Raw genomic sequence first — 23,212 nt, 5'->3', positions numbered from 1 at the left:
GTTTGGGTTCAGGCATGAGCTGAACCCCATGTATTTGGAGACCACCGATGAAACTGTCGAGCCAGAGTTTTGCCGATGGCGGCGTGATCCCGGGCGAGTTCGCCTTTGCCGTGATCGATCCGAAATCGCACGTGAGCCTGTCGTCCAACCGCAACCCGCACCTGGCGTGGGCGGAGGTGCCCGAGGGCACGAAGTCCTTCGCCGTGATCGCGCACGACCCCGATGTGCCCAGCAAGGGCGATGACGTGAACCAGGAAGGGCGCGAAGTGCCCTCCAGCCTGCCGCGGGTGGACTTCTTCCATTGGGTGGTGATCGACCTGCCGGGCGACACACGCGAGATCGCCGTGGGCAGCCATTCGCACAACGTGACACCCAAGGGCAAGGCCGGCCCACAGGCACCCGGTGGCAAGCCCTGGCGCCATGGCATCAACGACTACACCGGCTGGTTCGCGGGTGACCACGACATGGAGGGCGACTACTACGGCTATGACGGCCCGTGCCCCCCGTGGAACGACAGCATCGTGCACCGCTATGTGTTCACGGTGTATGCGCTGGACGTGGAGCGCCTGGACGTGGGCGGTGTGATCACCGGCGCGGCCGTGCGCGCGGCGCTGGAAGGCCACGTGCTGGCCAGCGATCAGATCACCGGCACCTACGCGCTCAACCCGCGTCTGAAGGGGCAGGGGTGATGAGCGGTGGTATCGAGCATGGGGTGCAGCGCCTGCACGTGGGCAAGCGCCTGAGCGAGGCAGCCATTGCCGGTGGCACGGTCTACCTGGCCGGCCAGGTGCCCGAGAACGAGCCCGACGCCGACATCGAAGGCCAGACCGGCGAGGTGCTGGGCCACATCGATCGGCTGCTGGGTGAAGCCGGCAGCAGCAAGCAGCACTTGTTGAGCGTGCAGATCTACCTGAAGGACATCAGCGAGATCGGCCGCATGAACGCGGTGTGGGATGCCTGGGTGGCGCCGGGCCACACACCACCGCGTGCGACGGTGCAGGCGGCCCTGGCCGACCCGCGCTGGCGCATCGAGGTGGTGGTGGTTGCGCGTCAGGCTGGGGCCTGATCGTTCCTGCCGCCTCAGCGATTGGGCTGGGGCGTCAAGCGCAGGTAGGGCGTCACGGCCGTGTAGCCCTTCGGGAACTTCTGCTTGATCACTTCCGGATCCTGCAGCGAAGGCACGATCACCACGTCATCGCCATCCTTCCAGTCAGGCGGCTTGCGCCAGGGCCTGGTCCAGATCGGCCAGCAGGTCGTCGATGTGCTCGATGCCCACCGACAGGCGCACGGTGTCTTCCGTCACACCCGTTTTGGCCAGCTCTTCCGGCGAGAGCTGGCGGTGCGTGGTCGAGGCCGGGTGCGTGGCCAGCGAGCGCACGTCGCCGATGTTGACCAGGCGGGTGAAGAGCTGCAGCGCGTCCAGGAAGCGCGCGCCGCCCTCGCGGCCACCCGGAACGCCGAAGGTCAGGATGCCCGAGGCCTTGCCCGACAGGTACTTGCGCACCAGCGGGTTCTCCGGGTGATCCTCCAGGCCGGCGTAGTTGACCCACTTCACCTTGGGATGCTGCTTGAGCGTCTGTGCGATCTTGAGCGTGTTGTCGCTGATGCGGTCCATGCGCAGGGCCAGCGTCTCCACGCCCTGCAGGATCAGGAAAGCGTTGAAGGGCGAGATGGCCGCGCCGGTGTTGCGCAGCGGGACGACGCGGGCGCGCCCGATGTAGGCGGCCGGGCCCAGGGCTTCGGTGTAGACCACGCCGTGGTAGCTGACGTCGGGCTCGTTGAGGCGCTTGAAGCGCTGCTTGTGCTGCGCCCACGGGAACTTGCCCGAATCGACGATGGCCCCGCCGATGCTGGTGCCGTGGCCGCCGAGGTACTTGGTCAGCGAGTGCACGACGATGTCTGCGCCGTGCTCGATCGGCCGGCTCAGGTAGGGCGAAGGCACGGTGTTGTCCACGATCAGCGGGATGCCGTTGCGGTGGGCGATCTCGGCGATCTTGGCGATGTCGGTGATGTTGCCCGAGGGGTTGCCCAGCGATTCGACGAATATGGCCTTGGTGTGCTCGTCGATCAGCGGCTCGAAGCTGTCGGGGTTGCGGTGGTCGGCGAAGCGCGTGGTGATGCCGAACTGCGGCAGCGTGTGCGCGAACAGGTTGTAGGTGCCGCCGTAGAGCGCGGTGGACGACACGATGTTGTCGCCCGCCTCGGCAATCGTCAGGATCGAGTAGGTGACGGCAGCCTGGCCCGAGGCCAGGGCCAGTGCGCCCACGCCGCCTTCGAGCGCGGCGATGCGCTGCTCCAGCACGTCCTGTGTGGGGTTCATGATGCGGGTGTAGATGTTGCCCGGCACCTTGAGGTCGAAGAGGTCGGCGCCATGCTGCGCGCTGTCGAAGGCGTAGGCCGCCGTCTGGTAGATGGGCACGGCCACGGCGCGCGTGGTGGGTTCCGGCGAATAGCCGGCGTGCACGGACAGGGTTTCGAACTTCCAGTCGGGTTTGCTCATGGAGCGCCTCTCTTCGTTGGGTGTAGCGGGTTGGGCGCCCAGCTTAGAGGGGATGCGTTGTTCGCAAAAGCGCAGAAACCTCAGGTTTCAATGCGGAAACCGCATAAGTTGATGCGGATCAGGGCGGGCAACGTCAGGGCTTCACGCCGTGCCGGTGGAGCCACGCCAGCAGCCTCTCCCAGCCGTCACGTGCCTCGGCAGGGCGGTAGCTGGGGCGGTAATCCGCGAAGAAGGCATGAGGCGCGTCGGGGTAGACGTGGATCTCCGAGCCCTGGCCGGCGCTGGCCAGTGCGGCCTGCATGCGCTCGACCGTGTCCAGCGGGATGCCGGTGTCCTGGCCACCGTACAGGCCCAGCACCGGGGCCTTGAGTTCGGCGGCCACGTCGGCGGGCTGGCGCGGGGTGATGTCGGACGTCTTGCCCTCCAGGCGGCCATACCAGGCGACACCGGCCTGCACGCGAGGCTGGTGGGCGGTGTACAGCCAGGTGATGCGCCCGCCCCAGCAGAATCCGGTGATGCCGATGGGGCGCGTGTTGCCGGCCGGATGGTGCTCGTCCGCCCAGGCCAGGGTGGCGTCCAGGTCTGCCAGCACCTGGGTGTCCGGCGTCTTGTAGACGAAGTTCTGCATCAGTTCATCGATGCTGCCGGCTTGGGTGGGGTCGCCCAGGCGGAAGTACAGCGCGGGCGCAATGGCCAGGTAGCCCAGTTGCGCAAAGCGGCGCACCACGTCTGCGATGTGTTCATGCACGCCGAAGATCTCCTGTACGACGATGACCAGCGGGTGGGGCCCCGGCGTGGCGGGTGCGGCGCGGTAGGCGGGCATCACGCCACCTGGTGCCGGGATCTCGATCAGCCCGGCGAGCAAGCCGTCGGCAGAGGTATGGATGGGCTCAAGGGGGCCAGGTGCTGCGGCTTGCGCATAGTGGCCGGAGGGCGAGGGCTTGCTGGGCTGGGACATGTCGGCGCGTGGATGTTCGGGGTGAAGGCTTGGGCAGCGCAGGGCATTGTGGTGCAATGACAAAGACCGAGTGGCCAGGGCAGGGACCTGGCCTGTCTGGCCCATTTGGCCTATCAGGCCACGGCCTTGAGCCCTTGAGAACATTCGCACCGTCACACCATGAGCAGCCCCCACGATCCCGATCACGCTGAATCGAGCCTGAGCACCTGGCTCCACGCCGAGCGCCGCGCCGGCAATGAACACGCCTCCGTGCACAAGCCGCTGCACCCTTCAGCGACCTTCGCGTTCAAGAACGCGCGGGATCTGGTGGCTGTGTTCCAGGGCGCGCAGCCGGGCTTTGTCTACGCCCGCCAGGGCAACCCCACCACGGGGGCGCTCGAAGCACGCCTGACTGCGCTGGAAGGTGGCAAGGGCACGGCCTGCTTCACCACGGGCATGTCGACCATTTCGGCCACCTTGCTGACACTGCTGCGCGCGGGCGACCACATCGTCAGCAGCCAGTTCCTGTTCGGCAACACCAGCAGCCTGCTGCAGACACTGCAGGGGCTGGGGGTATCGGTCAGCTTCGTCGATGCCACACAGGCTTCGGCGGTGGAGGCCGCACTGCGGCCCGAAACGCGCATGGTGTTCGTGGAGACCATCGCCAACCCGCGCACCCAGGTGGCGGATCTGGCCGGCATCGGTGAGCTGTGTGCGCAAAAGGGCCTGGTCTATGTGGTCGACAGCACCATGACCACGCCAGTGCTGCTGCGCGCGCGTGAAGTGGGCGCTTCGCTGGTGGTGCATTCGCTCAGCAAGGGCATCGGCGGGCATGGTCATGCGCTGGGCGGCTCGGTCACCGACACGGGGCTGTTCGACTGGTCACGCTACCCCAACATTGCGGAGCCCTACCGCAAGGGCGATCCGGCCAACTGGGGGCTGCAGCAGATCCGCAAGAAGGGCCTGCGCGACATGGGTTTCACCCTGCGTGCGGAGGATGCCCACCGCATCGCCATCGGTGCCGAGACCATGACCCTGCGCGTGAAGCAGGCCAGTGCCAATGCGCTGGCGCTGGCGCAGTGGCTCTCCAGCCAGCCGCAGGTGGCGCAGGTCTACTACCCCGGTCTGCCGACCCACGCGCAGCATGAGCGCGCAGCCGGCCTGTTCACGGGGGGCTATGGCCCTTTGATGAGCTTCGAACTGCGGCCTGGTGCCGATGTGTTCACCTTCCTGGACGCGCTGCGGCTGGTGATCCTGTCCAGCCATCTGGCTGACAACCGCACTCTGGCCATCCCCGTGGCGCAGACCATCTTCTGGGAGGCGGGGGCAGAGCGTCGCGCCGCCATGGGCATCGCCGATGGCCTGATCCGCCTGTCCGTCGGCATCGAGGATGTGGCCGATCTGCAGGCCGATCTGGCGCAGGCGCTGGCCACGATCTGACGCTGGGCAGAAGGTTGCGCGGCCGCAGGCGCAGTCTCAGCGGAACCAGCCCAGCGCCGCCACCCACAGCGGCACGCTGGCCATGCCCAGCAAGGTGGACACGGTGATCAGCCCGGCCACGAAGGGCCCGTTGCCGCCCATGCGCACCGCCAGCACATAGCCGCTGGAGGCCGTGGGCAAGGCGGCAAAGGCCACCAGCAGCGTGTGCTCGGGCAGGGACAGGCCCAGCCAGTGTCCTAAGGGCAAGGCCAGTACTGGCAATGCCGCATGGCGGATCACCAGCAGGGCGGTGGCCAGGCCGGGCGCTGCGGTCAGCCCGGTCAGGCGCAGTCCGGCGCCCACGGCCAGCAGGCCCAGTGGCAGCGCGGCCTGCCCGATGCGGTGCACGCTTTCCTGGAACCACCAGGGCAGTGGCAGGCCGATCAGCTTCACGGTCAGGCCCGCCACGGTGCCGATGATCAGCGGGTTGCTGATCAACTCCCTCCACAGGCTGTGGCCGCCATGGCGCGCCAGCGACCACACCGCGCCCACATTGCACAGCGGCACGCACAGGGCAATCAGCACCGCTGTCCAGGCCACGCCGGGCGTCCCCGCCAGGCGCTCGGCCAGCGCCAGGGCGATGTAGCTGTTGAAGCGAAAAGCCACCTGGGCGCCACTGGCGTGCAGGAGGGGGTTCACGCCGGGCCAGGCGCGCAAGGCCGTGGCCATCGCAATGCCGGCCAGGCAGATGATCAGCCCACCACCGGCCAGCGAGGCCGCATCGGCCGGGTGCAGCGGGCTGCGCACGATCGACGAGAACAGCAAGGTCGGGAACAGCATCCAGTACACCAGGCGCTCCACCGCATCCCAGATGGGGCGCTTGAAGGCCGTATAGCGGCACAGGATGAAGCCCGTCATGATCAGGATGAAATCGGGCAGCAACAGAATCGGGTCCAGCATGGGGCGCAAGCCTAACCGCCCCTGAGGCGCTTGCTGCGGGCAAACCCTGGCTTGTTGGTGGCGAAGTTGCCCCAACCGTTGGAAAATCGCGCTGCGGCCGAGGCGAATACCGGCCGCGTGGGCGTTTGTCCGATTTTGAAAGGTGATGCCTTGTGTGGAACACGACGCGGATCGTGATGAGGGGGCTGACCGCCGGCAGGCCCTGGTGTGTGGCGGCGTTGATGGCGCTGGTGTCCGGCATGGTGGGTGTCTGCGAGGCGCCTGGTGCTGGTCAAGCGCAGGCTGCCCGCCTGGAAGGGCAGCATTTCGAGGACACCGTGGTCGTGGGCGACCGCACCCTGCAACTCAACGGGCTGGGGCTGCGTGGCGTGGCCTGGATCAAGGCCTTCGTGGCCGGTCTGTATGTGGCCGCGCCGTCCCGTGATCCGGGGCAACTGATGGCCATGCAGGGCCCCAAGCGCCTGCGCCTGAAGCTGATGCTGGAGGCGCCCAGCAAGGAGCTCTCCAAGGCCATCTCCAAGGGCGTGCGGCGCAATGAATCGCCCGCAGTGCAATCGCAACTGAGCGAGCGCATGGCCCTGTTCGTGGGCCTGGTCGATGGGCTGGGCACCTTGAAACAGGGCGATGCGCTGGACCTGGATTTCGTGCCCGGCGTGGGCGCCCAGTTGCTGCGCAACGGCAAGCCGGTGGGGGCACCCGTGGAAGGTGAGGACTTCTTCCGCGCCATCCTGAAAATCTTCATTGGCGACAGGCCGGTGGACCAACGGCTCAAGGAAGGCATGCTGCGTGGTCGATCCGCACCTTGACCGTTTCATGGATGCACTCTGGCTGGAAGACGGCCTGAGCGCCAACACGCTGGCCGCCTATCGACGTGATCTGCAGGCCCTGGCTGACTGGATGGTGCGGCATGCTGACGGGCGCACCCTGGTGCAGGCGCGTGAACCTGATCTGATGGGCTATGTGACGGCCCGGCATGCGGGCTCCAAGCCCAGCTCGGCTGGCCGGCGCCTGAGCGTGTTCCGGCGCTTCTACCGCTGGGCCCTGCGCGAGCATCTGGCCTCGACCGACCCGACGCTCAAGCTCGATCCGCCGCGCCAGCGCCTGCGCACACCGGCCACGCTGACGGAATCCCAGGTGGATGGCTTGTTGAAGGCGCCCGCCGTGGACGAGCCCCTGGGCCTGCGTGACCGCGCGATGCTGGAGCTGATGTACGCCAGCGGCCTGCGTGTGAGCGAACTGGTTGATCTCAAGGCCGTGCATGTGTCGCTGAACGATGGCGTGGTGCGCGTGACCGGCAAAGGCAGTAAAGAGCGCCTGGTGCCGTTTGGCCAGGAGGCCGGCGACTGGCTTCAGCGCTATGCCGAAGAGGCGCGCGCCGCCATCCTTGGCGGACAGGTCAGCGATGCGCTGTTCGTGACCGCACGCGGTGGTTCCATGACACGCCAGATGTTCTGGAAGCTGATCCGCAAGTACAGCATCGTGGCCGGCATCACGCAGCACCTGTCACCGCACACGCTGCGCCATGCTTTCGCGACCCATTTGCTCAATCATGGGGCGGACCTGCGCGTGGTGCAGATGCTGCTGGGCCATGCGGACATTTCCACCACGCAGATCTACACGCACGTGGCGCGTGAACGGCTCAAGCAATTGCATCAGGCGCACCACCCACGCGGTGGCTGAGCCATCTGGCGGGCCACGTTCCGTCAGTGGTCTTCGCCAAGAAGAAAACGCATTTCGGCGTCGGTGAAACCGGCTTTCAGCCGGGCCTCCATGTTGTAAGGGGGCTTGAGTCGTGGCGCCTCATAGCGGGTCACCAGTTCAGGGTAGACAAGCACCGGATCCAGCCCGCGCTGCCGACACAGATGGTGGAACCACCGGTTGCCGATGGCCACGTGGCCGACCTCGTCGCGCAGGATGATGTTCAGGATGCCGACCGCAGCCTCATCGCCGGCCTTGCGCAGCTTGGCCTGGATGGGTGGTGTGGCATCTAGCCCGCGCGCCTCCAGGGTGCGGGGCACCAGCGCCATGCGCGCCAGGATGTCGTGGGCGGTGCGTTCGCACATGGCCCACAGGCCGTTGTGCGCATCGAAATCACCGTAGTCATGCCCAAGGCCTTGCAGGTGTTCACGCAACAGGGTGAAGTGCAGGGCCTCCTCGGCCGCCACTTTCAGCCAGTCCGTGTAGAAGTCGGCCGGCATGTCATCGAAGCGCCACACGGCATCCAGTGCCAGGTTGATGGCATTGAACTCGATGTGGCAGATCGCGTGCAGCAAGGCTGCGCGGCCTTCAAGCGTGAAGGGTGAGCGCGTGGGCACGTCCTTGGCGGGCACGAGGGATGGCTTCAACGGACGGCCGGGCAGGGCAGCCCGCTGCGATGCGCTGAGCGGCAGGCATCCTTCGCCGCCGCCTTCGACCGCCCAGGATGGGTAGGCCAGCGCCTGGGCCTGCAGCGCTCGTGCGGCATCAGCCTTGACGGCAGGCTCGGGCTGCAGCAGCGCGTCGAGCGCCTGCTGCCGCAGTGACAAGGCGGGTGCAGCCGTATCGCCAGGGCTCAAGCGGTCATTCCATGGGGCGGTCATCCCGCCATTGTCGCGCTCACTCCGACCAGTTCACCAGCCCGAAGTGCCAGGTGGCCAGCACGATCACACCGAACACGATGCGGTACCAGGCGAAGGGCACAAAATCATGACTGGACACATAGCGCAGCAGCCAGCGTACACACACCCAGGCCGACAGGAATGCGAAGATCAGGCCCACCAGGAACAGCGGCAGATCGGCCATCGACAGCAGGTGCCTTTCTTTGTACAGGCTGTAGGCGCCCGCGCCCATCAGGGTGGGAATGCCCAGGAAGAAGCTGAAATCAGTTGCCGCCTTGCGTGACAGGCCCCACACCATGCCGCCGATGATGCTGGCGCCGGAGCGGCTGGTGCCCGGCACCAGGGCCAGGCACTGCAGCAGGCCGACCATCAGCGCATCGCGCGCGCTCATGTCGTCCACCGTGGCCACGCGGGGGGTGGCACGCGCAGCGGGGCGGCGTTCGGCCCACAGGATGATGAAGCCGCCGATGATGAAGGTGGTGGCCACCACCTGCGGCGTGAACAGGTTCTCCTTGATGGCCTTGCCCAGCAGCAGGCCCATCACCACCGCCGGCAGGAAGCCCACGGCCACGTTGAGCGCGAAGCGCTGCGCGCGTGGCTCGCTGCCGATGCCGCGGGCCGTGTCCACCAGCCGCTGCCAGTACACCAGCACAACCGCGAAGATGGCGCCGGTCTGGATCGCGATGTCGAAGACCTTGGCCTTGTCGGCACCGGCATCCTGGCCGAAGCCCATCAGGGTGCCGGCCAGGATCAGGTGCCCTGTGCTCGAGATGGGAAGGAATTCGGTCAGGCCCTCCACGATGCCCATCAGGGCGGCCTTGATCAACAGCACGGTATCCACGTTGTATTTGTCCAGTCTGGCGTCATATGGGGCAATGCGAGCATCTTACCCATGGGTTCTGACACCTCCGCCCGCCGGAACGCGGGGGCAAGGCCTCGGGCGCCGCAGGGCGGTCCGGGCTGTGTCAGCATGCTGGGTGCGATCTCGCCTGCCCGCGCTCTGACGCCGGTTTCACAGTCTGGTTCCCTGGATACCCATGTCTCTACCCCCCCTTGATGCGTGGCTCAACCGTTATGCGGTGCTGAGCCAGCGCCTGTCCGATTCCGATCTGCGTGTGCCTCTGGGTACCGAGCAGCAGGGACAGCCCCTGCCTGATCCGCAATGGGTGGACACCAGCGACAGTGCCGCGCGGGAGTTGGGCTGGCCCGAAGACTGGTGGCAGACCTGGCCCCAGGCGCTCGAAGTGTTCACGGGCAACGCCGTGTGGTCGGGCATGCGCCCCATGTCCACCGTCTACAGCGGGCACCAGTTCGGTGTGTGGGCCGGCCAGTTGGGTGATGGCCGCGCCTTGCTCCTGGGCGAGATCGACACGCCCGCGGGCCCGCGCGAGCTCCAGCTCAAGGGCGCTGGCATGACGCCGTACTCGCGCCGGGGCGATGGCCGTGCCGTGCTGCGTTCATCGATCCGCGAGTTTTTGTGCAGCGAGGCCATGCACGCGCTGGGCATTCCCACCAGCCGGGCCTTGTGCCTGACCGCTTCACCGCACCCCGTCTACCGCGAAACGCCCGAAACGGCTGCCGTGGTCACGCGCGTGGCGCCCAGCTTCATCCGCTTCGGGCATTTCGAGCACTTCGCCCACAGCGGGCAGCCAGGCCATGTGCAGGCCCTGGCCGAACTGGTCGATTTCGTCATCGATCACCACCTGCCGGATCTGGCTCACCTGCCGCGCGCCAGCGAGCAGCCGGCCGAACGTGCTGTCGCCTTGCTGCGCCACGCGGCCCTCACCACTGCCGACCTGATGGCGCAGTGGCAGGCCGTGGGCTTCTGCCATGGCGTGATGAACACCGACAACATGTCCATCCTGGGGCTGACGATCGATTACGGCCCCTACGGCTTCCTCGACGGCTTCGATCCGGACCACATCTGCAACCACTCGGACCATTCCGGGCGCTACCGCTGGCGCCAGCAGCCCGATGTGGGCTTCTGGAACGTGGGTGCCCTGGCCCAGGCCCTGGCTGCCCTGGTGCCGGATGCGGCGGAGCAGGGCAGCGACGGGCAGGAGCGCATCCTGGATGCGCTCAAAGCCTATGAAGCGCGCTACGCCGAGCAGATGACCGCCCGCTGGCGCGCCAAGCTGGGCCTGCTGGGGGCTCAATCCCAAGACATCTCGCTGATCCAGGACTGGCTGTCGCTGATGGCCCGCCAGCGCGTGGATTTCAGCATCACCTTCCGCCGCCTGGGCGCCTGGCGCGCCGACCTGCCAATCGATGCGCCCGAGAATGCCCCGGTGCGCGACCTGTTCCTGGACCGCGCTGCCTTCGACGCCTGGGCGGGGCGCTACAACGAACGTCTGGCCACCGATGGCGCGCAGGCCAGCCCGGAGATACGCGCCGCCCGCCGCGCCCGCATGGACGCCGTCAACCCCTGGGTGGTGCTGCGGAACCATCTGGCCGAGGGCGCCATCCAAGCCGCGCAGGCCGGCGACTTCAGCGAGGTGCGCCGCCTGCACCGCGTGCTGCTGAACCCCTTCACCGAGCAGCCCGAGCACCATCGGGATGCCGATTTCCCGCCCGAATGGGCCAACGCCATCGAGGTTTCCTGTTCATCATGAGCAACGACTACAAGGTCAAGAAGACCGACGCCCAGTGGCGCGAGCAACTGGACCCCATGCAGTACCAGGTCACGCGGCACGCGGCTACCGAGCATGCCTTCACCGGCAAGTACTGGGACCACGACGCCGACGGCATCTACCGCTGCGTCTGCTGCGGCGCGCCGCTGTTCGACTCGGGCACGAAGTTCGATTCCGGCTGCGGCTGGCCCAGCTATTTCGAACCCATCCGTGGTGAGATCATCGAACGCGTGGAGGACCGCAGCCACGGCATGATCCGTGTGGAAGTGCGCTGCCAGGATTGCGGTGCGCACCTGGGCCACGTCTTCCCGGATGGGCCCGAGCCCACGGGCGAGCGCTTCTGCATCAACTCCGCCGCGATAGACTTCAAGCCTCGCTGATTCCTTCCACGCGCCGCGTGCCACGCCCGACACCATGAAACTGCTGCTGGATTTCCTTCCCATCATCCTGTTCTTCGCCGTCTTCAAGTGGGGCGACGGGAACAAGGAACTGGCCGGCCAGTGGCTGACCCAGCACCTGGGCTTCATGGTGGCGGGGGGCGTCGTTGGCGCCAAGGAGGCGCCCATGCTGCTGGCCACCGTGGCCGTGGCCGCCATCTCCGTGCTGCAGATCGTGATCATGAAGCTGCTGCGCAAGAAGATCGACACGATGCTGTGGGTCAGCCTGGTCACCGTGCTGGGCCTGGGCGCGCTCACCATCTACTTCCACAGCCCGACCTTCATCATGTGGAAGCCCACGGTGATCTACTGGGCGATGGGCGGCGGCCTGCTGGTCAGCGACATCATCATGAAGCGCTACGTGCTGCGCAAGATGATGAGCGCCTCTGATCTCGAATTGCCCGAGGCCATTTGGCGCAACCTGAGTTGGGCCTGGGTGCTGTTCTTCGTGGGCATGGGCGTGCTGAACCTGTACGTGGCCTACAACTTCTCCGAGAGTACCTGGGTGAACTTCAAGATGTGGGGCGGCATCGGCCTGATGCTGGTGTTCACGCTGGCGCAAGGCGTGTACCTGGCCCGCCACATGCCGCCGGCTCAGAAGGACAGCAAGGCGGACGCCGGGGTGTCGCAGTGAGCGGCGCAACAGAGGGTGGGGCAACCTCGGGTGGCGTGACGGCCGCCCTGGTCGAATCCACCCTGCGTGAGGCCTTGGCGCTCGAATCCATCGAGGTCACCGACGACAGCCACCTGCACGCCGGCCATGCCGGCGCCCGCGAAGGACGCCATTTTTCGGTGCATCTGCGCGGCCGCTGCTTCAACGGATTGACACACGTTCAGCGTCACCGCCTTGTGTATGATGCCCTGCGCAATGTGATCCCCCAGGGGATTCACGCCCTGGCGATCAAGGCCGAGGCCCTGTAAGCCGCCCCAGAACAAACACTGCGACATGGTGTCGCGACCCAAAGGAAGCCCTGTGCTGATGAACACCTCCCGTATCGCCAAGATTGCGGCCGCTGCCGCTCTGGTTGTGGCCGCGCCCGCGGTGCTGGCCCAGAACATCGCCATCGTCAATGGCAAGCCCGTGCCCAAGGCCCGTTTGGACGCCATGATGGCCCAGTTGGCCAAGCAAGGCCAGGCGCCGTCGCCCGAGGTCGAGCAGAAGGTCAAGGATCAGCTCGTGCTGCGCGAGATCTACGCGCAAGAAGCCGAGAAGCAAGGCATCGCCGCCACCAAGGAATACCGCGAGCAGATGGAGTTCGCCCGCCAGTCGGTGCTGATCCAGACGCTGTTTTCGAACTACGAGAAGAAGAACCCCTCGACCGAGGCCGAAGCCCGCGCCGAGTACGACAAGATCAAGGCCGCCAACGGCGACAAGGAATACCGCGCCCGCCACATCCTGGTCGAGACGGAAGACCAGGCCAAGGCCCTGATCGAGCAGCTCAAGAAGGGCGCCAGCTTCGAAGACCTGGCCAAGAAGAACTCCAAGGATCCGGGCTCTGCCGAAAATGGTGGTGATTTGGACTGGGCCGCCCCCGGCAACTACGTGCCCGAGTTCTCCGACGCCATGACCAAGCTGCAAAAGGGCCAGTACACGCAGACGCCCGTGAAGTCGCAGTTCGGCTTCCACATCATCAAGCTGGAAGACCAGCGTGCCACGCAGTTCCCGTCCTTCGACGAAGTGAAGGCGCAGATCATCCAGCGTGACTCCCAGGCCAAGATCGCCAAGTACCGCGAGGACTTGAAGGACAAGGCCAAGACCGACTACAAGTTCAGCGAGTAATCGCTAGCGAATCGTCGGATTCGTCATCAACGCGGCGTTGCCTCCGGCAGCCGCCGTGTTGATGCACACCACCTGCTCCGTGGCGAAACGGGGCAGGTACAGTGGCCCGCCCGCCTTGGGGCCGGTGCCGCTCAGGCCTTGCCCGCCAAAGGGCTGAGAGCCCACCACCGCGCCTGTCATGCCGCGGTTCACATAGACATTGCCAACGCGCACGCGCCGGGCCACATGCTCGACGCGGGCATCGATGCGCGTGTGCACGCCCAAGGTCAAGCCGAAGCCCGTGGCGTTGATGCGGTCGATCAGTGCATCGAGCGAATCGGCCTCGCAGCCAGGGCCCCAACGCACCACGTGCAGGATGGGCCCGAAGTGCTCGTCGGTCAGCATGTCCACGCGTGGAATGGACCATGCCGAGGGCACGACAAAAGGCTGAGTCACGTCCTGGTCCGCATCGGGTGATGCTGCCTGGCCGATCAGCCGCACGCCGCTGTCGCGCAGGCTGGCCAGCGAAGCCAGGTGGGTGGTGTGGGCCTCCAGCCGTCGCCGGGCGCGCTCGTCGATCACAGGCCCCACATCCGTGGTCCAGTCGCGTGGCGCACCGACCACCAGTGTGCGAAGCGCACCTTCCAGCATGGCCTCGAATGCATCGGCCAGGGCCGTGTGCACGCAGAGCAGTCGAAGGGCGGAGCACCGTTGTCCTGCGCTGGCGAAGGCGCTGCCCAGGACCGTGTCGAGCAATTGCTCGGGCAAGGCGGTGCTGTCGGCGATCAGGGCATTGAGCCCGCCGGTTTCGGCGATGAGCGGCACGATGGGTTGAGCACGTTCCATGGCACGGTGGCTGAGGATCTGCTGCAGCCGCAGACCCGTGCGCACAGACCCCGTGAAGGCCACGCCGGCGCAGGCTGGATGCTTGACCAACGCCTCGCCCACGCTGGCACCGCTGCCGCACAGGCAGGCCAGCACCGCGCTGGGCACGCCCTCCTGCAGCAACAGGTCGGTGAAGCGACGGGCAATGCGGGGCGTCTGCTCGGCCGGTTTGGCCGCCACCGCGTTGCCCATCACCAGGGCGGCCATCGCCTGGCCAGCAAAGATGGCCAGCGGGAAATTCCATGGCGCAATGCAGACCCAGACGCCGCGGGGGCGCAGGCGCCATTGGTTGTGCTCGCCCGTAGGCCCAGGCAGGTCACGTGGCTGCAGCCATTCGCGCGCTTGCTGGGCATAGTAGCGCGCGAAGTCGATGGTCTCGCGCACCTCTGCGACGGCATCTGCCCATGTCTTGCCGCCTTCGGCGACCAGGTCGGCTGCCCAACTGTCGAAGTCATGCTCCAGTGCGTTGGCTGTGCGCTCAAGGATCTCGCATCGGGCGGTGCCCAACTGCTCCCAGTCGGGCACGCCGGTAGGCAGGCGTGACATGGCCTGTTCGGCTTCTTCGGGTGTCGATTCGACATGGTCTGCAGCAAGGCGGATGTGCGCGGCGGGCAAGGCGTTGCTCAAGGTGATGCGATGCGGTGCGTGGTGCACGTCCAGCCCCTTGCTGTTGGCCCGAGCCGCGCCGAAAAGCCGGTGCGGCAGGGCCACGGCAGGTTGGTGCCCTTCGTCTCCAGCCCCCATGGCAGCCTGTGCGAGTGGCGATGCCAGCAACTCGGTCATGGGCACGGTGTGGTCTGCCAACTGGTGCACGAAAGAGGTGTTCGCGCCATTCTCGAGCAAGCGCCTCACCAGGTAGGCCAGCAGTTCGCGGTGCGAGCCCACGGGGGCGTAGATGCACAGGTCCATCGAGGGCTGGCTGGCCATGATTTCGCGCCAGGTGGCTTCTCCCATGCCTTGCAGCCTTTGCCATTGCAATGCATGCGTCTGCACGTTCAGTCGCTGGGCCAACTGCATCACAGCGGCCACCGTGGCGGCATTGTGGGTGGCGAACTGGGGTCGCACGTGTGGGTGACAGGTCAGCAGTTGATGGGCGCAGGCCAGGTAGCTGAGGTCCGTGTGCGCCTTGTGTGTGTAGACAGTAAAGCCCGGCAGGCCGAGCTCTTGTGCACGTTTGAGTTCGGCATCCCAGTAGGCGCCCTTGACCAGCCTGATGGTCAGGGGGCGGCCATGTTGGCGGGCCAGACGGGCTACCTCGTCGATAACATGCAAGGCGCGGTGCTGGTAGGCCTGCACGGCCAGGCCGAGGCCGTGCCAGTTGCCGATCTGGTCAACATTTTTCAGCCGCTCCAGCAGTGTCTCCAGCACATCCAGTTGCAACTCGAGCCGCCAGGATTCTTCGGCATCCAATGTCAGTTGCAGTCCGGCCTGGGCGGCCTGCGTGGCCAGTTCGGTCAATCGGGGCAGCAGGTGCGCCATCACGGATGGCGTGTGCAGCACATCGAACCGTGGGTGGAGCGCTGACAGCTTGATGGACAAGCCATCGGGCCGTTGCGTGTCGAGAGCGTGCGAGCTCAAGGGCGCTCTCGCATGGGCAGCGAGTTGCGACAACGCACCTTGATAGGCCTTGAAATAGCGTTCGGCATCCTCCCATGTGCGTGCGCCTTCCCCCAGCATGTCGAAGCTGAAGCGCAGGCGGCGGGACGGATCGGAAGCTGGCCGTTGATGCTGTGCGCGAGCCATGGCTTCTTCGATGTCCTGGCCGAGCACAAACTGTTGGCCCAGCAACTGCACGGCCCGGGCTGTGGCCGCGACGACCGTGGGCGCCCCCAGGCGTTGCAGCCATCCGCGAGGGCCTTGGTCCACTGGTGGGAGCAGGGCCTGACCCAGAGCCAGCACACGGTGTGTGAGGGCGCCAGCCAAACTGTGGTCGTTCGCGCCGCGGAGGTCGTTGCGAGCCCAGCCGGCCCGCCCTTTGAGTTGGTCGGACGTGAGCGCCAGAGCCGTGTCCGCATCGGGCACCCGCAACAGGGCTTCGGCCAGTCGCATCAGGCCCAGCCCTTCCTGGCTGCTCAGCGGAAACTCATGGAGCAGAGATTCGAGCGCCCAGGGCGGCCCAGGGTGCTTGCGCGCGGCCTGTGCCCAGGGCTCGCAACAGGCCCGCACGGCGCTCCAGTCCAGAAGGCCTGACAGACGGTCGGTCAGGCTTGCCACCGCCTTGGCTTCATCGCGCCAGGGCGGTGGCAGGCGTTCGCCGGGTGGCACTGAGCTCACGGGTGACAGACTCCTCACGCAAGGTCATGCAGATCATGCAAGGGATGCCGTGAGCGTAGCGGGATCCGTGCCGGACGTCCATGACGGATGTCCGGCAAAACCGGTGGATGTCAGTCGTGCGGTGTCAGCGCTTGCGGAACACCAGATCCCAAACGCCGTGGCCCAGGCGCAGGCCGCGGTTCTCGAACTTGGTGAGTGGGCGGTAGCTGGGCTTTGCCGCGTAGGTGTCGGTCGTGTTGCTCAATTGCGGCTCTGCTGACAGAACCTCCAGCATCTGTTGGGCGTAGGGCTCCCAGTCGGTCGCGCAATGCAGGTAGCCGCCGGGCGCCAGGCGTGATGCCAGCAGGGCGATGAGGGGGGGTTGAACGAGGCGACGCTTGTGATGACGCTTCTTGTGCCAGGGATCCGGGAAGAAGATGTGAACGCCCGACAGCGTGGCAGGCTGGATCATGTTTTCCAGCACTTCGACCGCGTCGTGGCGAATGATCCGCACATTGCTGAGCCCCTGCTCGCCGATGCGCTTGAGGTAGGCCCCCACACCTGGCTCATGCACTTCGCAGCCGATGAAGTCGCTGTCAGGCAACGTGGCGGCGATCTGTGCCGAGGCTTCTCCCATGCCGAACCCGATTTCCAGCACGACGGGCGCGGTGCGTCCGAACGTGGCGGGGAAATCCATGGCCGCCTGTGTGTAGGGCAGCAGGAAGCGAGGCCCCAGATCCGCCAGGGCGCGGTTCTGGCCTTCGGTGGTGCGGCCGGCACGCATCACATAGCTGCGGATGGTGCGCGGGTGGGCAGGGCTTGCCGGGTCTTCCGATGTGTCCGGGGAGTTTTCTTGCATGGTGGGAACTTCGAGGGCGTGTGGCTGGCCGTCCGGGCAATCAGCGGCACGGTGGCGGATTGTCATCCAATCTGGACGAAAAACCACGGGCTAGGGTTGCGCCTGATATTGCCCCCTCATTCGCGGGGGCGACAAAAGTCACGAACCGCCCCCCCGTTCAATGGGTTACGGGCAAACGCCTAATGCGGTGAGACAGATCGGGCAGGCATGATGAGGGCGTCGTTAGATAACACCCATTCAAGACTTTCTTCAACGGAGTAACACCATGATCCCTTCTTTCAAGAGCGCTGTGGTTGGTTCGGTTCTGGCAACTGGTCTGGCGTTCAGTGGTGCCGCTTCGGCAGGCATTACCCTGGACACCTCTCCTCTGAAGGCTGATGCCGTGCTGCAACTGGGCAACATTGCCTACAACGTGTCCTCGGCTGCCTACATCGAATTCGGCGCACTGGCCAATACGACCAAGCTGGCGGACGGCCAGGAGTGGAGCGAAACGCTGCAGAAGAACGTGCCGGTTCCGCGCTACAACATGCCCGTGACCAAGGCCACCGTCTCCATTGGCTGGGACCTGAAGATCACCGCCAACAGCGGTCAATCGTCGCGCTCTGCCCTGCAACTGAAGCGTGGCTATGTCAATGTGGTGCTGGCCAACTTCTCCATCGATTTCGACAAGGAAATCGTGTACGCCGACGTGTTCACCGACGGCAAGCTGACCAAGACCAAGGCCACCATTTATGATTTCGACGTAGTCGAGCCGCAAAAGATCAGCTTCAAGAACCTGGTGCTGAACCAGAGCGTGAAGATCGGCAAGCTCAAGCTCACGCAAGAAGCACAAGATCTGCTGGGTAACGGCCTGTACATCGAAGACATCCTGCGTCCTCAACTGGCCGCTCTGGACTTCGGCACGATCAGCGTCCTGGTGACCTCTTACAAGCGTTCGCCCAAGGCCAATGCCACGCCGTTCACGGCTGCTGACATCCCTGCCAGCCCCGCTCCCTGATTCGCGCGCGCTGCAAGGTAATTCCTGAAAGTGGACCCGCCGGCGAAAGCCGGCGGGTTTTTTGTTTTCCGGTCTCTTTTGACAGAGAGGGCATTCAAGAATCAGCGCGGAAAAGTGTGCGCAGTTTTCCCGATAAGCGCCTCTGGAGGCATGGCACGGCCCCTGTGAGTAACCAAAAGTATGACCATCACAGGCATCATTCATCCATCCAATCATTTAGCGGGAAATGGTGATGCACATGCAGTTGTTCAACCGTGGGGGGCTGACCCTTGTCGCCGCCTTGGGGTTTGGTGTGAGCACCAGCGCTTCGGCGCTTTCGCTGGACACGACTTACCTCCAGGCCAATTCGACCTTGCAGTTTTCGGCGTCTGCCTATAACGCGACGAACCTGCTGGACATATCTTTCAGCACGATGGGCAATGCCTATCAGAGCGGCAGTGTGACCACGGGGAACACCAGTGTTCCTACGTTCGTCCTGCCCGTGACCAATGCCGATGTGTCCATTGGCTGGAATCTGAAGATTTCTCCCAACTCGGGTGAAGCCATCGGGTCTGGCTTGTTGCTCACGCGTGGTTATGCACAGTTGGGGCTGGCCAACTTTGCCATCGACTACACCACAGACAAGGTCTATGCCGATGTGATGTGGGGCGGCAAGAGCACCAACATGGCGGTCTACTCGTTCACGGAGCAAACGGACCTGAAGATCGGGTTGAATGGCCTGGCCCTGACCATGAACCAGACGTTGGGCAACCTCAAACTGACGGGGCAAGCGGTTGATACCTTTGCATCCGTTCTGGGTGTCGATGATCTTTTCAAGGGCGTCATGTCGGGGCTCAACTTCGGCACAATCACCATCGACATCAAGACGGCATTGCGCAAGCCCATCTCGGACAACCCGCTGACAGCCGCGTCCATGGTGCCTGAAACATCAACCTATGTGATGATGGCCATGGGCCTGGCGGGCATCGCGGTCCTGCGGCGCAGCAAGCGCGCCGCCTGATCGCAAAAGGGCGTGATCGTTTTGCCGATACAATGACTTCGCTTTGGCGGGCGTCGTTCAATGGCAGGACCTGAGCTTCCCAAGCTCAAGACGTGGGTTCGATTCCCATCGCCCGCTCCAGCAATGCCTTCATGAAAAAAAGCTCCTCTTGAGGAGCTTTTTTGTTTTGTGGCGCGCCCCTGGTCGGGCTTATCGGTGCCTCAGAAGAACAGCGCCCACACCAGCAGCCCGATCAGGGCCCACTTGCCCACGTAGTACGTGGTGCGACTGCGGGCCTTCAGCGCCTTGCCCTTCAGCCGGATCTGGTAGGCGTGGTAGAAGAACTTGTTGAGCCCGCCGATCGGTTCGCCTTCCACGTTCTGCGTGGCCGAGGCCTTCATCACCAGTGTCGCGAACACCTTGTTGATCCAGCGCACCACCGGCGTGTAGACCGGCCGTTCGATGTCGGCGAACAGGATGATGCGGGGGTGGTCCGTGGTGTTCTCGGCGTAGTGGATGTAGGTCTCGTCGAACATCACCACCTCGCCGTCCTTCCAGTGATAGCGCTCGCCGTCCACGTCGATGAAGCAGCGCGGATCGTTGGGCGTGATCAGGCCCAGGTGGTAGCGCAGCGAGCCGGCATACGGGTCGCGGTGCCTGACTAGGGTGGCGCCCGGCGGCAGCGAGGCGAACATGGCGGCCTTCACGCCCGGGATCTGGCGCAGCAGGGCCACCGTCTTGGGACACATCTGCTGGGCAGAGGGTAGGTCGTCGCCATACCACTTCAAGTAGAAGCGCTTCCAGCCCGTGCGGAAAAACGAGTTGAAGCCGATGTCGGTGTAGCCGTCGGCGGCTTTGATGTTGCCTTTGCCATCCAACTGCAGGGCTTCTTCGCGCATCACCTGCCAGTTTTCCTGGAGGATCTTCAGCTCAGGGAAATCCCTGGGGTCCAAGTAGGCTTTGGAGCCCACCTTGGAGAACAGCACCATCAGCGAGTTGAATGGGGCGATCAGCACCGTGAAATCGGTGAGGGCGCGGGCCACGCCGAAGCGCACCTTGCCGCGGAAATGCGCGTGCAGGGCGGCGGCGATGAACACGATCAAGACCCAGTGGCGGGTTTCGAGCGGCCAGAAGTAGTGCGTGAAGTCCATGATTTGAACGCAGGCGAAGCAACCGCATATTGTCGCGCAAACCCCCGTGCGACAGGGCGCAAGGCTGAATGCGGACTTGGGCAGGGCCCCTCAAATCTATAATCAGAGGTTCCGCCCCCAAGGCCCGCAGCCCCGCATTTGCCGATGCGGCCTGCGCCCACGCTTTTAGAAAGCCGCCCGAATGAAAGCCGCAGAGATCCGCAAGACCTTCCTGGAGTTCTTCCAGTCCAAGGGCCACACCATCGTGGCGTCCAGCCCTGTGGTGCCGGGCGACGACCCCACGCTGCTGTTCACCAACGCGGGCATGAACCAGTTCAAGGACGTGTTCCTGGGTTTCGACAAGCGCCCCTACACGCGCGCCACCACCTCTCAGAAGTGCATCCGTGCGGGCGGCAAGCACAACGATCTGGACAACGTGGGCTACACCGCGCGGCACCACACCTTCTTCGAGATGCTGGGCAACTTCAGCTTCGGGGATTACTTCAAGCACGATGCCATTCAGTACGCCTGGGAACTGCTGACCACGCAGTTCAAGCTGCCCAAGGAAAAGCTCTGGGTCACCGTCTACTCCGAGGACGACGAGGCCTATGAGATCTGGAACAAGGTGGTGGGCGTGCCCGCCGAGCGCATCGTGCGCATCGGTGACAACAAGGGCGGCCGCTACATGTCCGACAACTTCTGGATGATGGGCGACACCGGTCCCTGCGGCCCCTGCACCGAGATCTTCTACGACCACGGCCCTGACGTGGCCGGCGGCCCCCCGGGCAGCCCCGACGAAGACGGTGACCGCTACATCGAGATCTGGAACAACGTCTTCATGCAGTTCAACCGCACAGAAGACGGCGTGATGCACAAGCTGCCCAAGCCCAGTGTCGACACCGGCATGGGTCTGGAGCGCATCACCACGGTGCTGCAGGGCAAGCACAGCAACTACGAGATCGACCTGTTCCAGAACCTGCTGGCCGCGGCCCTCGCCGCCGTGTCGGCCTCGGGTGGCGACGGTTTCGACCCGGGCAGCCCTTCGCTGAAGGTCATCGCCGACCACATCCGTGCCTGCTCGTTCACGGTGGCCGATGGCGTCATCCCCAGCAACGAAGGCCGCGGCTACGTGCTGCGCCGCATCACCCGCCGCGCCATCCGCCACGGCTACAAGCTGGGCGCGCGCACCCCCTTCTTCCACAAGCTCGTGGCGGCCTTGGCCGCTGAGATGGGCGATGCCTACCCCGAACTGCGCCAGCAGGAAAAGCGCATCACCGAGGTGCTCAAGACTGAGGAGGAGCGCTTCTTCCAGACCATCGCCAACGGCATGGAGATCCTGGACGGTGCGTTGGCCACCGGCGTGAAGCAACTCGATGGCGAAACCGCCTTCAAGCTGCACGACACCTACGGCTTCCCCGTGGACCTGACCGCCGACGTCTGCCGTGAGCGCGACGTCACCGTGGACCAGGCTGGTTTCGATGCTGCGATGAAACTGCAGCGTGAGCGTGCGCGTGAAAAGGGCAAGTTCAAGATGGCCGCCGGCCTGGAATACAGCGGTGCGCCCACCGTGTTCCATGGCTACGACCACCTCACGCAAGAAGGCGCGAAGGTCACCGCCGTCTACGTCGATGGCGCCTCCGTGGCCCAGGCCAATGCCGGTGACGACGCCGTGATCGTGCTGGACAACACGCCGTTCTACGCCGAATCCGGTGGCCAGGCGGGTGACAGCGGCGAGCTGCGCAATGCCACCAGCCGCGTGCTGATCGAAGACACGCAGAAGATCCAGGCTGATGTGTTCGGCCACCACGGCCGCATCGTCGAAGGCAGCATCAAGGTGGGTGATACCGTCACCGCCAAGGTCGATGCCGACCTGCGCGCCAAGACCATCCGCAACCACAGCGCTACCCACCTGATGCACCTGGCTCTGCGCAAGGTGCTGGGCGACCACGTGCAGCAAAAGGGCTCGCAGGTCACGGCCGAGCGCACGCGCTTCGACTTCGCGCACAACGCGCCCCTCACCGAAGAAGAGATTCGCGAGGTCGAGGCACTGGTCAACGCCGAGATCCTGGCCAACGATGACACCAGCGCCCAGGTGATGGACCTGGAATCCGCCCAGAAGAGCGGCGCCATGATGCTGTTCGGCGAAAAGTATGGCGACGAGGTCCGCGTGCTGAGCATCGGCACCTCGAAGGAGCTGTGCGGTGGCACCCACGTCAAGCGCACCGGCGACATCGGCCAGTTCAAGATCGTGGCCGAAGGCGGCGTGGCCGCTGGTGTGCGCCGCGTCGAGGCCGTGACCGGCGCCAACGCCCTGAGCTACACCCAGAACCTGGAAGGCACCGTCAAGGGCCTGGCCGCGTTGCTCAAGGCTGCGCCCGCCGAGGTACCGGCCCGCGTGGCCGCCGCGCAGGACCAGATCCGTGCGCTGGAAAAGGAAATCGCCGCCCTCAAGGGCAGGCTGGCTTCCAGTCAGGGTGATGAACTGCTGTCCAAGGCGGTGGATGTGAAGGGCCTCAAGGTACTGGCTGCCACGCTGGAAGGCGCCGATGCCAAGACACTGCGCGAGACCATGGACAAGCTCAAGGACAAGCTCAAGACGGCGGCCATCGTGCTGGCGGCGGTCGAGGGCGGCAAGGTGCAGATCGCTGCCGGCGTGACGGCGGACAGCATTGGCAAGGTCAAGGCCGGCGAACTGGTCAACTTCGTGGCCCAGCAAGTGGGCGGCAAGGGCGGCGGCAAGCCCGACATGGCCATGGCCGGCGGCACCGATGCCTCGGGCCTGCCCAAGGCGCTGGACAGCGTGCAGGCCTGGGTGGCCGGACGCCTCTGAGCTGCCTCACACGCACCGTCCAGTCAAAGGCTCCTTCGGG

21 protein-coding genes, 1 tRNA gene and 1 pseudogene are annotated in these 23,212 nt (G+C 65.3%); 14 read left to right on the top strand and 9 right to left on the bottom strand.

Annotated features, from left to right (window positions below; all coding sequences use genetic code 11):
- The first annotated feature begins 47 nt into the window (after positions 1 to 47).
- Complete coding sequence (locus WAQ08_RS11500; protein ID WP_422191714.1) at positions 48 to 689, top strand: YbhB/YbcL family Raf kinase inhibitor-like protein; 642 nt, start codon at positions 48 to 50, stop codon at positions 687 to 689.
- Entirely contained in the window at positions 689 to 1,066 is a 378-nt protein-coding gene (locus tag WAQ08_RS11495) for a RidA family protein (protein WP_422191713.1), read from the top strand. Before WAQ08_RS11500 ends, WAQ08_RS11495 begins: the two co-directional genes overlap by 1 nt.
- A 14-nt stretch (positions 1,067 to 1,080) precedes the next feature.
- Here WAQ08_RS11495 and WAQ08_RS11490 read toward each other — a convergent pair.
- The 3 genes and pseudogenes from WAQ08_RS11490 to WAQ08_RS11480 form a co-directional block, all read right to left on the bottom strand.
- Positions 1,081 to 1,218, bottom strand: a pseudogene (locus WAQ08_RS11490) (peroxidase); the annotation flags it as partial.
- On the bottom strand, positions 1,211 to 2,500 hold the full coding sequence (locus WAQ08_RS11485) for an O-acetylhomoserine aminocarboxypropyltransferase/cysteine synthase family protein (protein WP_422191712.1): 1,290 nt from the start codon (positions 2,498 to 2,500) through the stop codon (positions 1,211 to 1,213). The pseudogene WAQ08_RS11490 and the gene WAQ08_RS11485, both read right to left, overlap by 8 nt.
- A gap of 133 nt (positions 2,501 to 2,633) precedes the next feature.
- A complete protein-coding gene (locus WAQ08_RS11480; protein WP_422191711.1) occupies positions 2,634 to 3,458 on the bottom strand; it encodes a dienelactone hydrolase family protein in 825 nt (274 codons plus the stop codon).
- A 159-nt stretch (positions 3,459 to 3,617) separates the two neighbouring features.
- On the opposite strand from WAQ08_RS11480, the gene WAQ08_RS11475 reads away from it, so the two are divergent.
- On the top strand, positions 3,618 to 4,877 hold the full coding sequence (locus WAQ08_RS11475; RefSeq protein ID WP_422191710.1) for a cystathionine gamma-synthase family protein: 1,260 nt from the start codon (positions 3,618 to 3,620) through the stop codon (positions 4,875 to 4,877).
- A 36-nt stretch (positions 4,878 to 4,913) separates the two neighbouring features.
- Here the strand turns inward: WAQ08_RS11475 and WAQ08_RS11470 are convergent, their stop codons facing one another.
- The gene (locus tag WAQ08_RS11470) at positions 4,914 to 5,816 is read right to left on the bottom strand and encodes an AEC family transporter (protein ID WP_422191709.1); all 903 of its coding nucleotides are present in this window, start codon (positions 5,814 to 5,816) and stop codon (positions 4,914 to 4,916) included.
- A gap of 176 nt (positions 5,817 to 5,992) precedes the next feature.
- On the opposite strand from WAQ08_RS11470, the gene WAQ08_RS11465 reads away from it, so the two are divergent.
- Both WAQ08_RS11465 and xerD read left to right on the top strand, forming a co-directional pair.
- Complete coding sequence (locus WAQ08_RS11465; protein ID WP_422191708.1) at positions 5,993 to 6,622, top strand: chalcone isomerase family protein; 630 nt, start codon at positions 5,993 to 5,995, stop codon at positions 6,620 to 6,622.
- Between the two features lie 7 nt (positions 6,623 to 6,629).
- Positions 6,630 to 7,496 carry a site-specific tyrosine recombinase XerD gene (gene xerD / locus WAQ08_RS11460; RefSeq protein WP_422191707.1) on the top strand — a complete coding sequence of 289 codons (867 nt, stop codon included), beginning with the start codon at positions 6,630 to 6,632 and terminating at the stop codon, positions 7,494 to 7,496.
- Positions 7,497 to 7,519: 23 nt separating this feature from the next.
- On the opposite strand, the gene WAQ08_RS11455 is transcribed toward xerD, so the two are convergent.
- Both WAQ08_RS11455 and WAQ08_RS11450 read right to left on the bottom strand, forming a co-directional pair.
- Positions 7,520 to 8,395 (bottom strand): ferritin-like domain-containing protein, encoded by an 876-nt coding sequence (locus tag WAQ08_RS11455; protein ID WP_422191706.1) that lies wholly within the window; start codon positions 8,393 to 8,395, stop codon positions 7,520 to 7,522.
- Positions 8,396 to 8,411: 16 nt separating this feature from the next.
- Positions 8,412 to 9,254 (bottom strand): undecaprenyl-diphosphate phosphatase, encoded by an 843-nt coding sequence (locus WAQ08_RS11450; protein ID WP_422191705.1) that lies wholly within the window; start codon positions 9,252 to 9,254, stop codon positions 8,412 to 8,414.
- 196 nt (positions 9,255 to 9,450) lie between these two features.
- On the opposite strand from WAQ08_RS11450, the gene WAQ08_RS11445 reads away from it, so the two are divergent.
- From WAQ08_RS11445 to WAQ08_RS11425, 5 genes are read left to right on the top strand one after another with little or no spacing between them, the layout of a single operon-like run.
- Positions 9,451 to 11,025 (top strand): protein adenylyltransferase SelO, encoded by a 1,575-nt coding sequence (locus WAQ08_RS11445; protein ID WP_422191704.1) that lies wholly within the window; start codon positions 9,451 to 9,453, stop codon positions 11,023 to 11,025.
- Entirely contained in the window at positions 11,022 to 11,423 is a 402-nt protein-coding gene (gene msrB, locus WAQ08_RS11440; protein WP_422191703.1) for a peptide-methionine (R)-S-oxide reductase MsrB, read from the top strand. Before WAQ08_RS11445 ends, msrB begins: the two co-directional genes overlap by 4 nt.
- A gap of 34 nt (positions 11,424 to 11,457) precedes the next feature.
- A complete protein-coding gene (locus WAQ08_RS11435; RefSeq protein WP_422191702.1) occupies positions 11,458 to 12,114 on the top strand; it encodes a septation protein A in 657 nt (218 codons plus the stop codon).
- Positions 12,111 to 12,401 (top strand): BolA family protein, encoded by a 291-nt coding sequence (locus WAQ08_RS11430; RefSeq protein ID WP_422191701.1) that lies wholly within the window; start codon positions 12,111 to 12,113, stop codon positions 12,399 to 12,401. The genes WAQ08_RS11435 and WAQ08_RS11430 overlap by 4 nt, the downstream gene beginning before the upstream one ends.
- A gap of 58 nt (positions 12,402 to 12,459) precedes the next feature.
- The gene (locus tag WAQ08_RS11425; protein ID WP_422191700.1) at positions 12,460 to 13,260 is read left to right on the top strand and encodes a peptidylprolyl isomerase; all 801 of its coding nucleotides are present in this window, start codon (positions 12,460 to 12,462) and stop codon (positions 13,258 to 13,260) included.
- A gap of 3 nt (positions 13,261 to 13,263) precedes the next feature.
- Here the strand turns inward: WAQ08_RS11425 and WAQ08_RS11420 are convergent, their stop codons facing one another.
- Both WAQ08_RS11420 and trmB read right to left on the bottom strand, forming a co-directional pair.
- Positions 13,264 to 16,398, bottom strand: a complete 3,135-nt coding sequence (locus tag WAQ08_RS11420; RefSeq protein ID WP_422191699.1) for a proline dehydrogenase family protein — start codon at positions 16,396 to 16,398, stop codon at positions 13,264 to 13,266.
- 124 nt (positions 16,399 to 16,522) lie between these two features.
- Entirely contained in the window at positions 16,523 to 17,236 is a 714-nt protein-coding gene (trmB, locus tag WAQ08_RS11415) for a tRNA (guanosine(46)-N7)-methyltransferase TrmB (protein WP_422191698.1), read from the bottom strand.
- Positions 17,237 to 17,501: 265 nt separating this feature from the next.
- Between trmB and WAQ08_RS11410 the strand changes: the two genes are divergently transcribed.
- From WAQ08_RS11410 to WAQ08_RS11400, 3 genes are all read left to right on the top strand, one after another.
- Positions 17,502 to 18,233 carry a hypothetical protein gene (locus WAQ08_RS11410; RefSeq protein ID WP_422191697.1) on the top strand — a complete coding sequence of 244 codons (732 nt, stop codon included), beginning with the start codon at positions 17,502 to 17,504 and terminating at the stop codon, positions 18,231 to 18,233.
- 238 nt (positions 18,234 to 18,471) lie between these two features.
- Positions 18,472 to 19,233: a PEP-CTERM sorting domain-containing protein gene (locus WAQ08_RS11405; RefSeq protein WP_422191696.1), complete on the top strand. Its 762-nt coding sequence runs from the start codon at positions 18,472 to 18,474 to the stop codon at positions 19,231 to 19,233.
- A gap of 46 nt (positions 19,234 to 19,279) precedes the next feature.
- Positions 19,280 to 19,353, top strand: a tRNA-Gly gene (locus tag WAQ08_RS11400).
- A gap of 80 nt (positions 19,354 to 19,433) precedes the next feature.
- Here WAQ08_RS11400 and WAQ08_RS11395 read toward each other — a convergent pair.
- Positions 19,434 to 20,363 carry an aspartyl/asparaginyl beta-hydroxylase domain-containing protein gene (locus tag WAQ08_RS11395; RefSeq protein WP_422191695.1) on the bottom strand — a complete coding sequence of 310 codons (930 nt, stop codon included), beginning with the start codon at positions 20,361 to 20,363 and terminating at the stop codon, positions 19,434 to 19,436.
- A 181-nt stretch (positions 20,364 to 20,544) separates the two neighbouring features.
- Between WAQ08_RS11395 and alaS the strand changes: the two genes are divergently transcribed.
- Complete coding sequence (gene alaS, locus WAQ08_RS11390; RefSeq protein WP_422191694.1) at positions 20,545 to 23,172, top strand: alanine--tRNA ligase; 2,628 nt, start codon at positions 20,545 to 20,547, stop codon at positions 23,170 to 23,172.
- Positions 23,173 to 23,212 lie beyond the last annotated feature (40 nt).

Source organism: Aquabacterium sp., assembly GCF_049274795.1.
GTDB lineage: Bacteria > Pseudomonadota > Gammaproteobacteria > Burkholderiales > Burkholderiaceae_C > Aquabacterium.
This window is presented reverse-complemented; position numbering and strand designations above follow the sequence as displayed.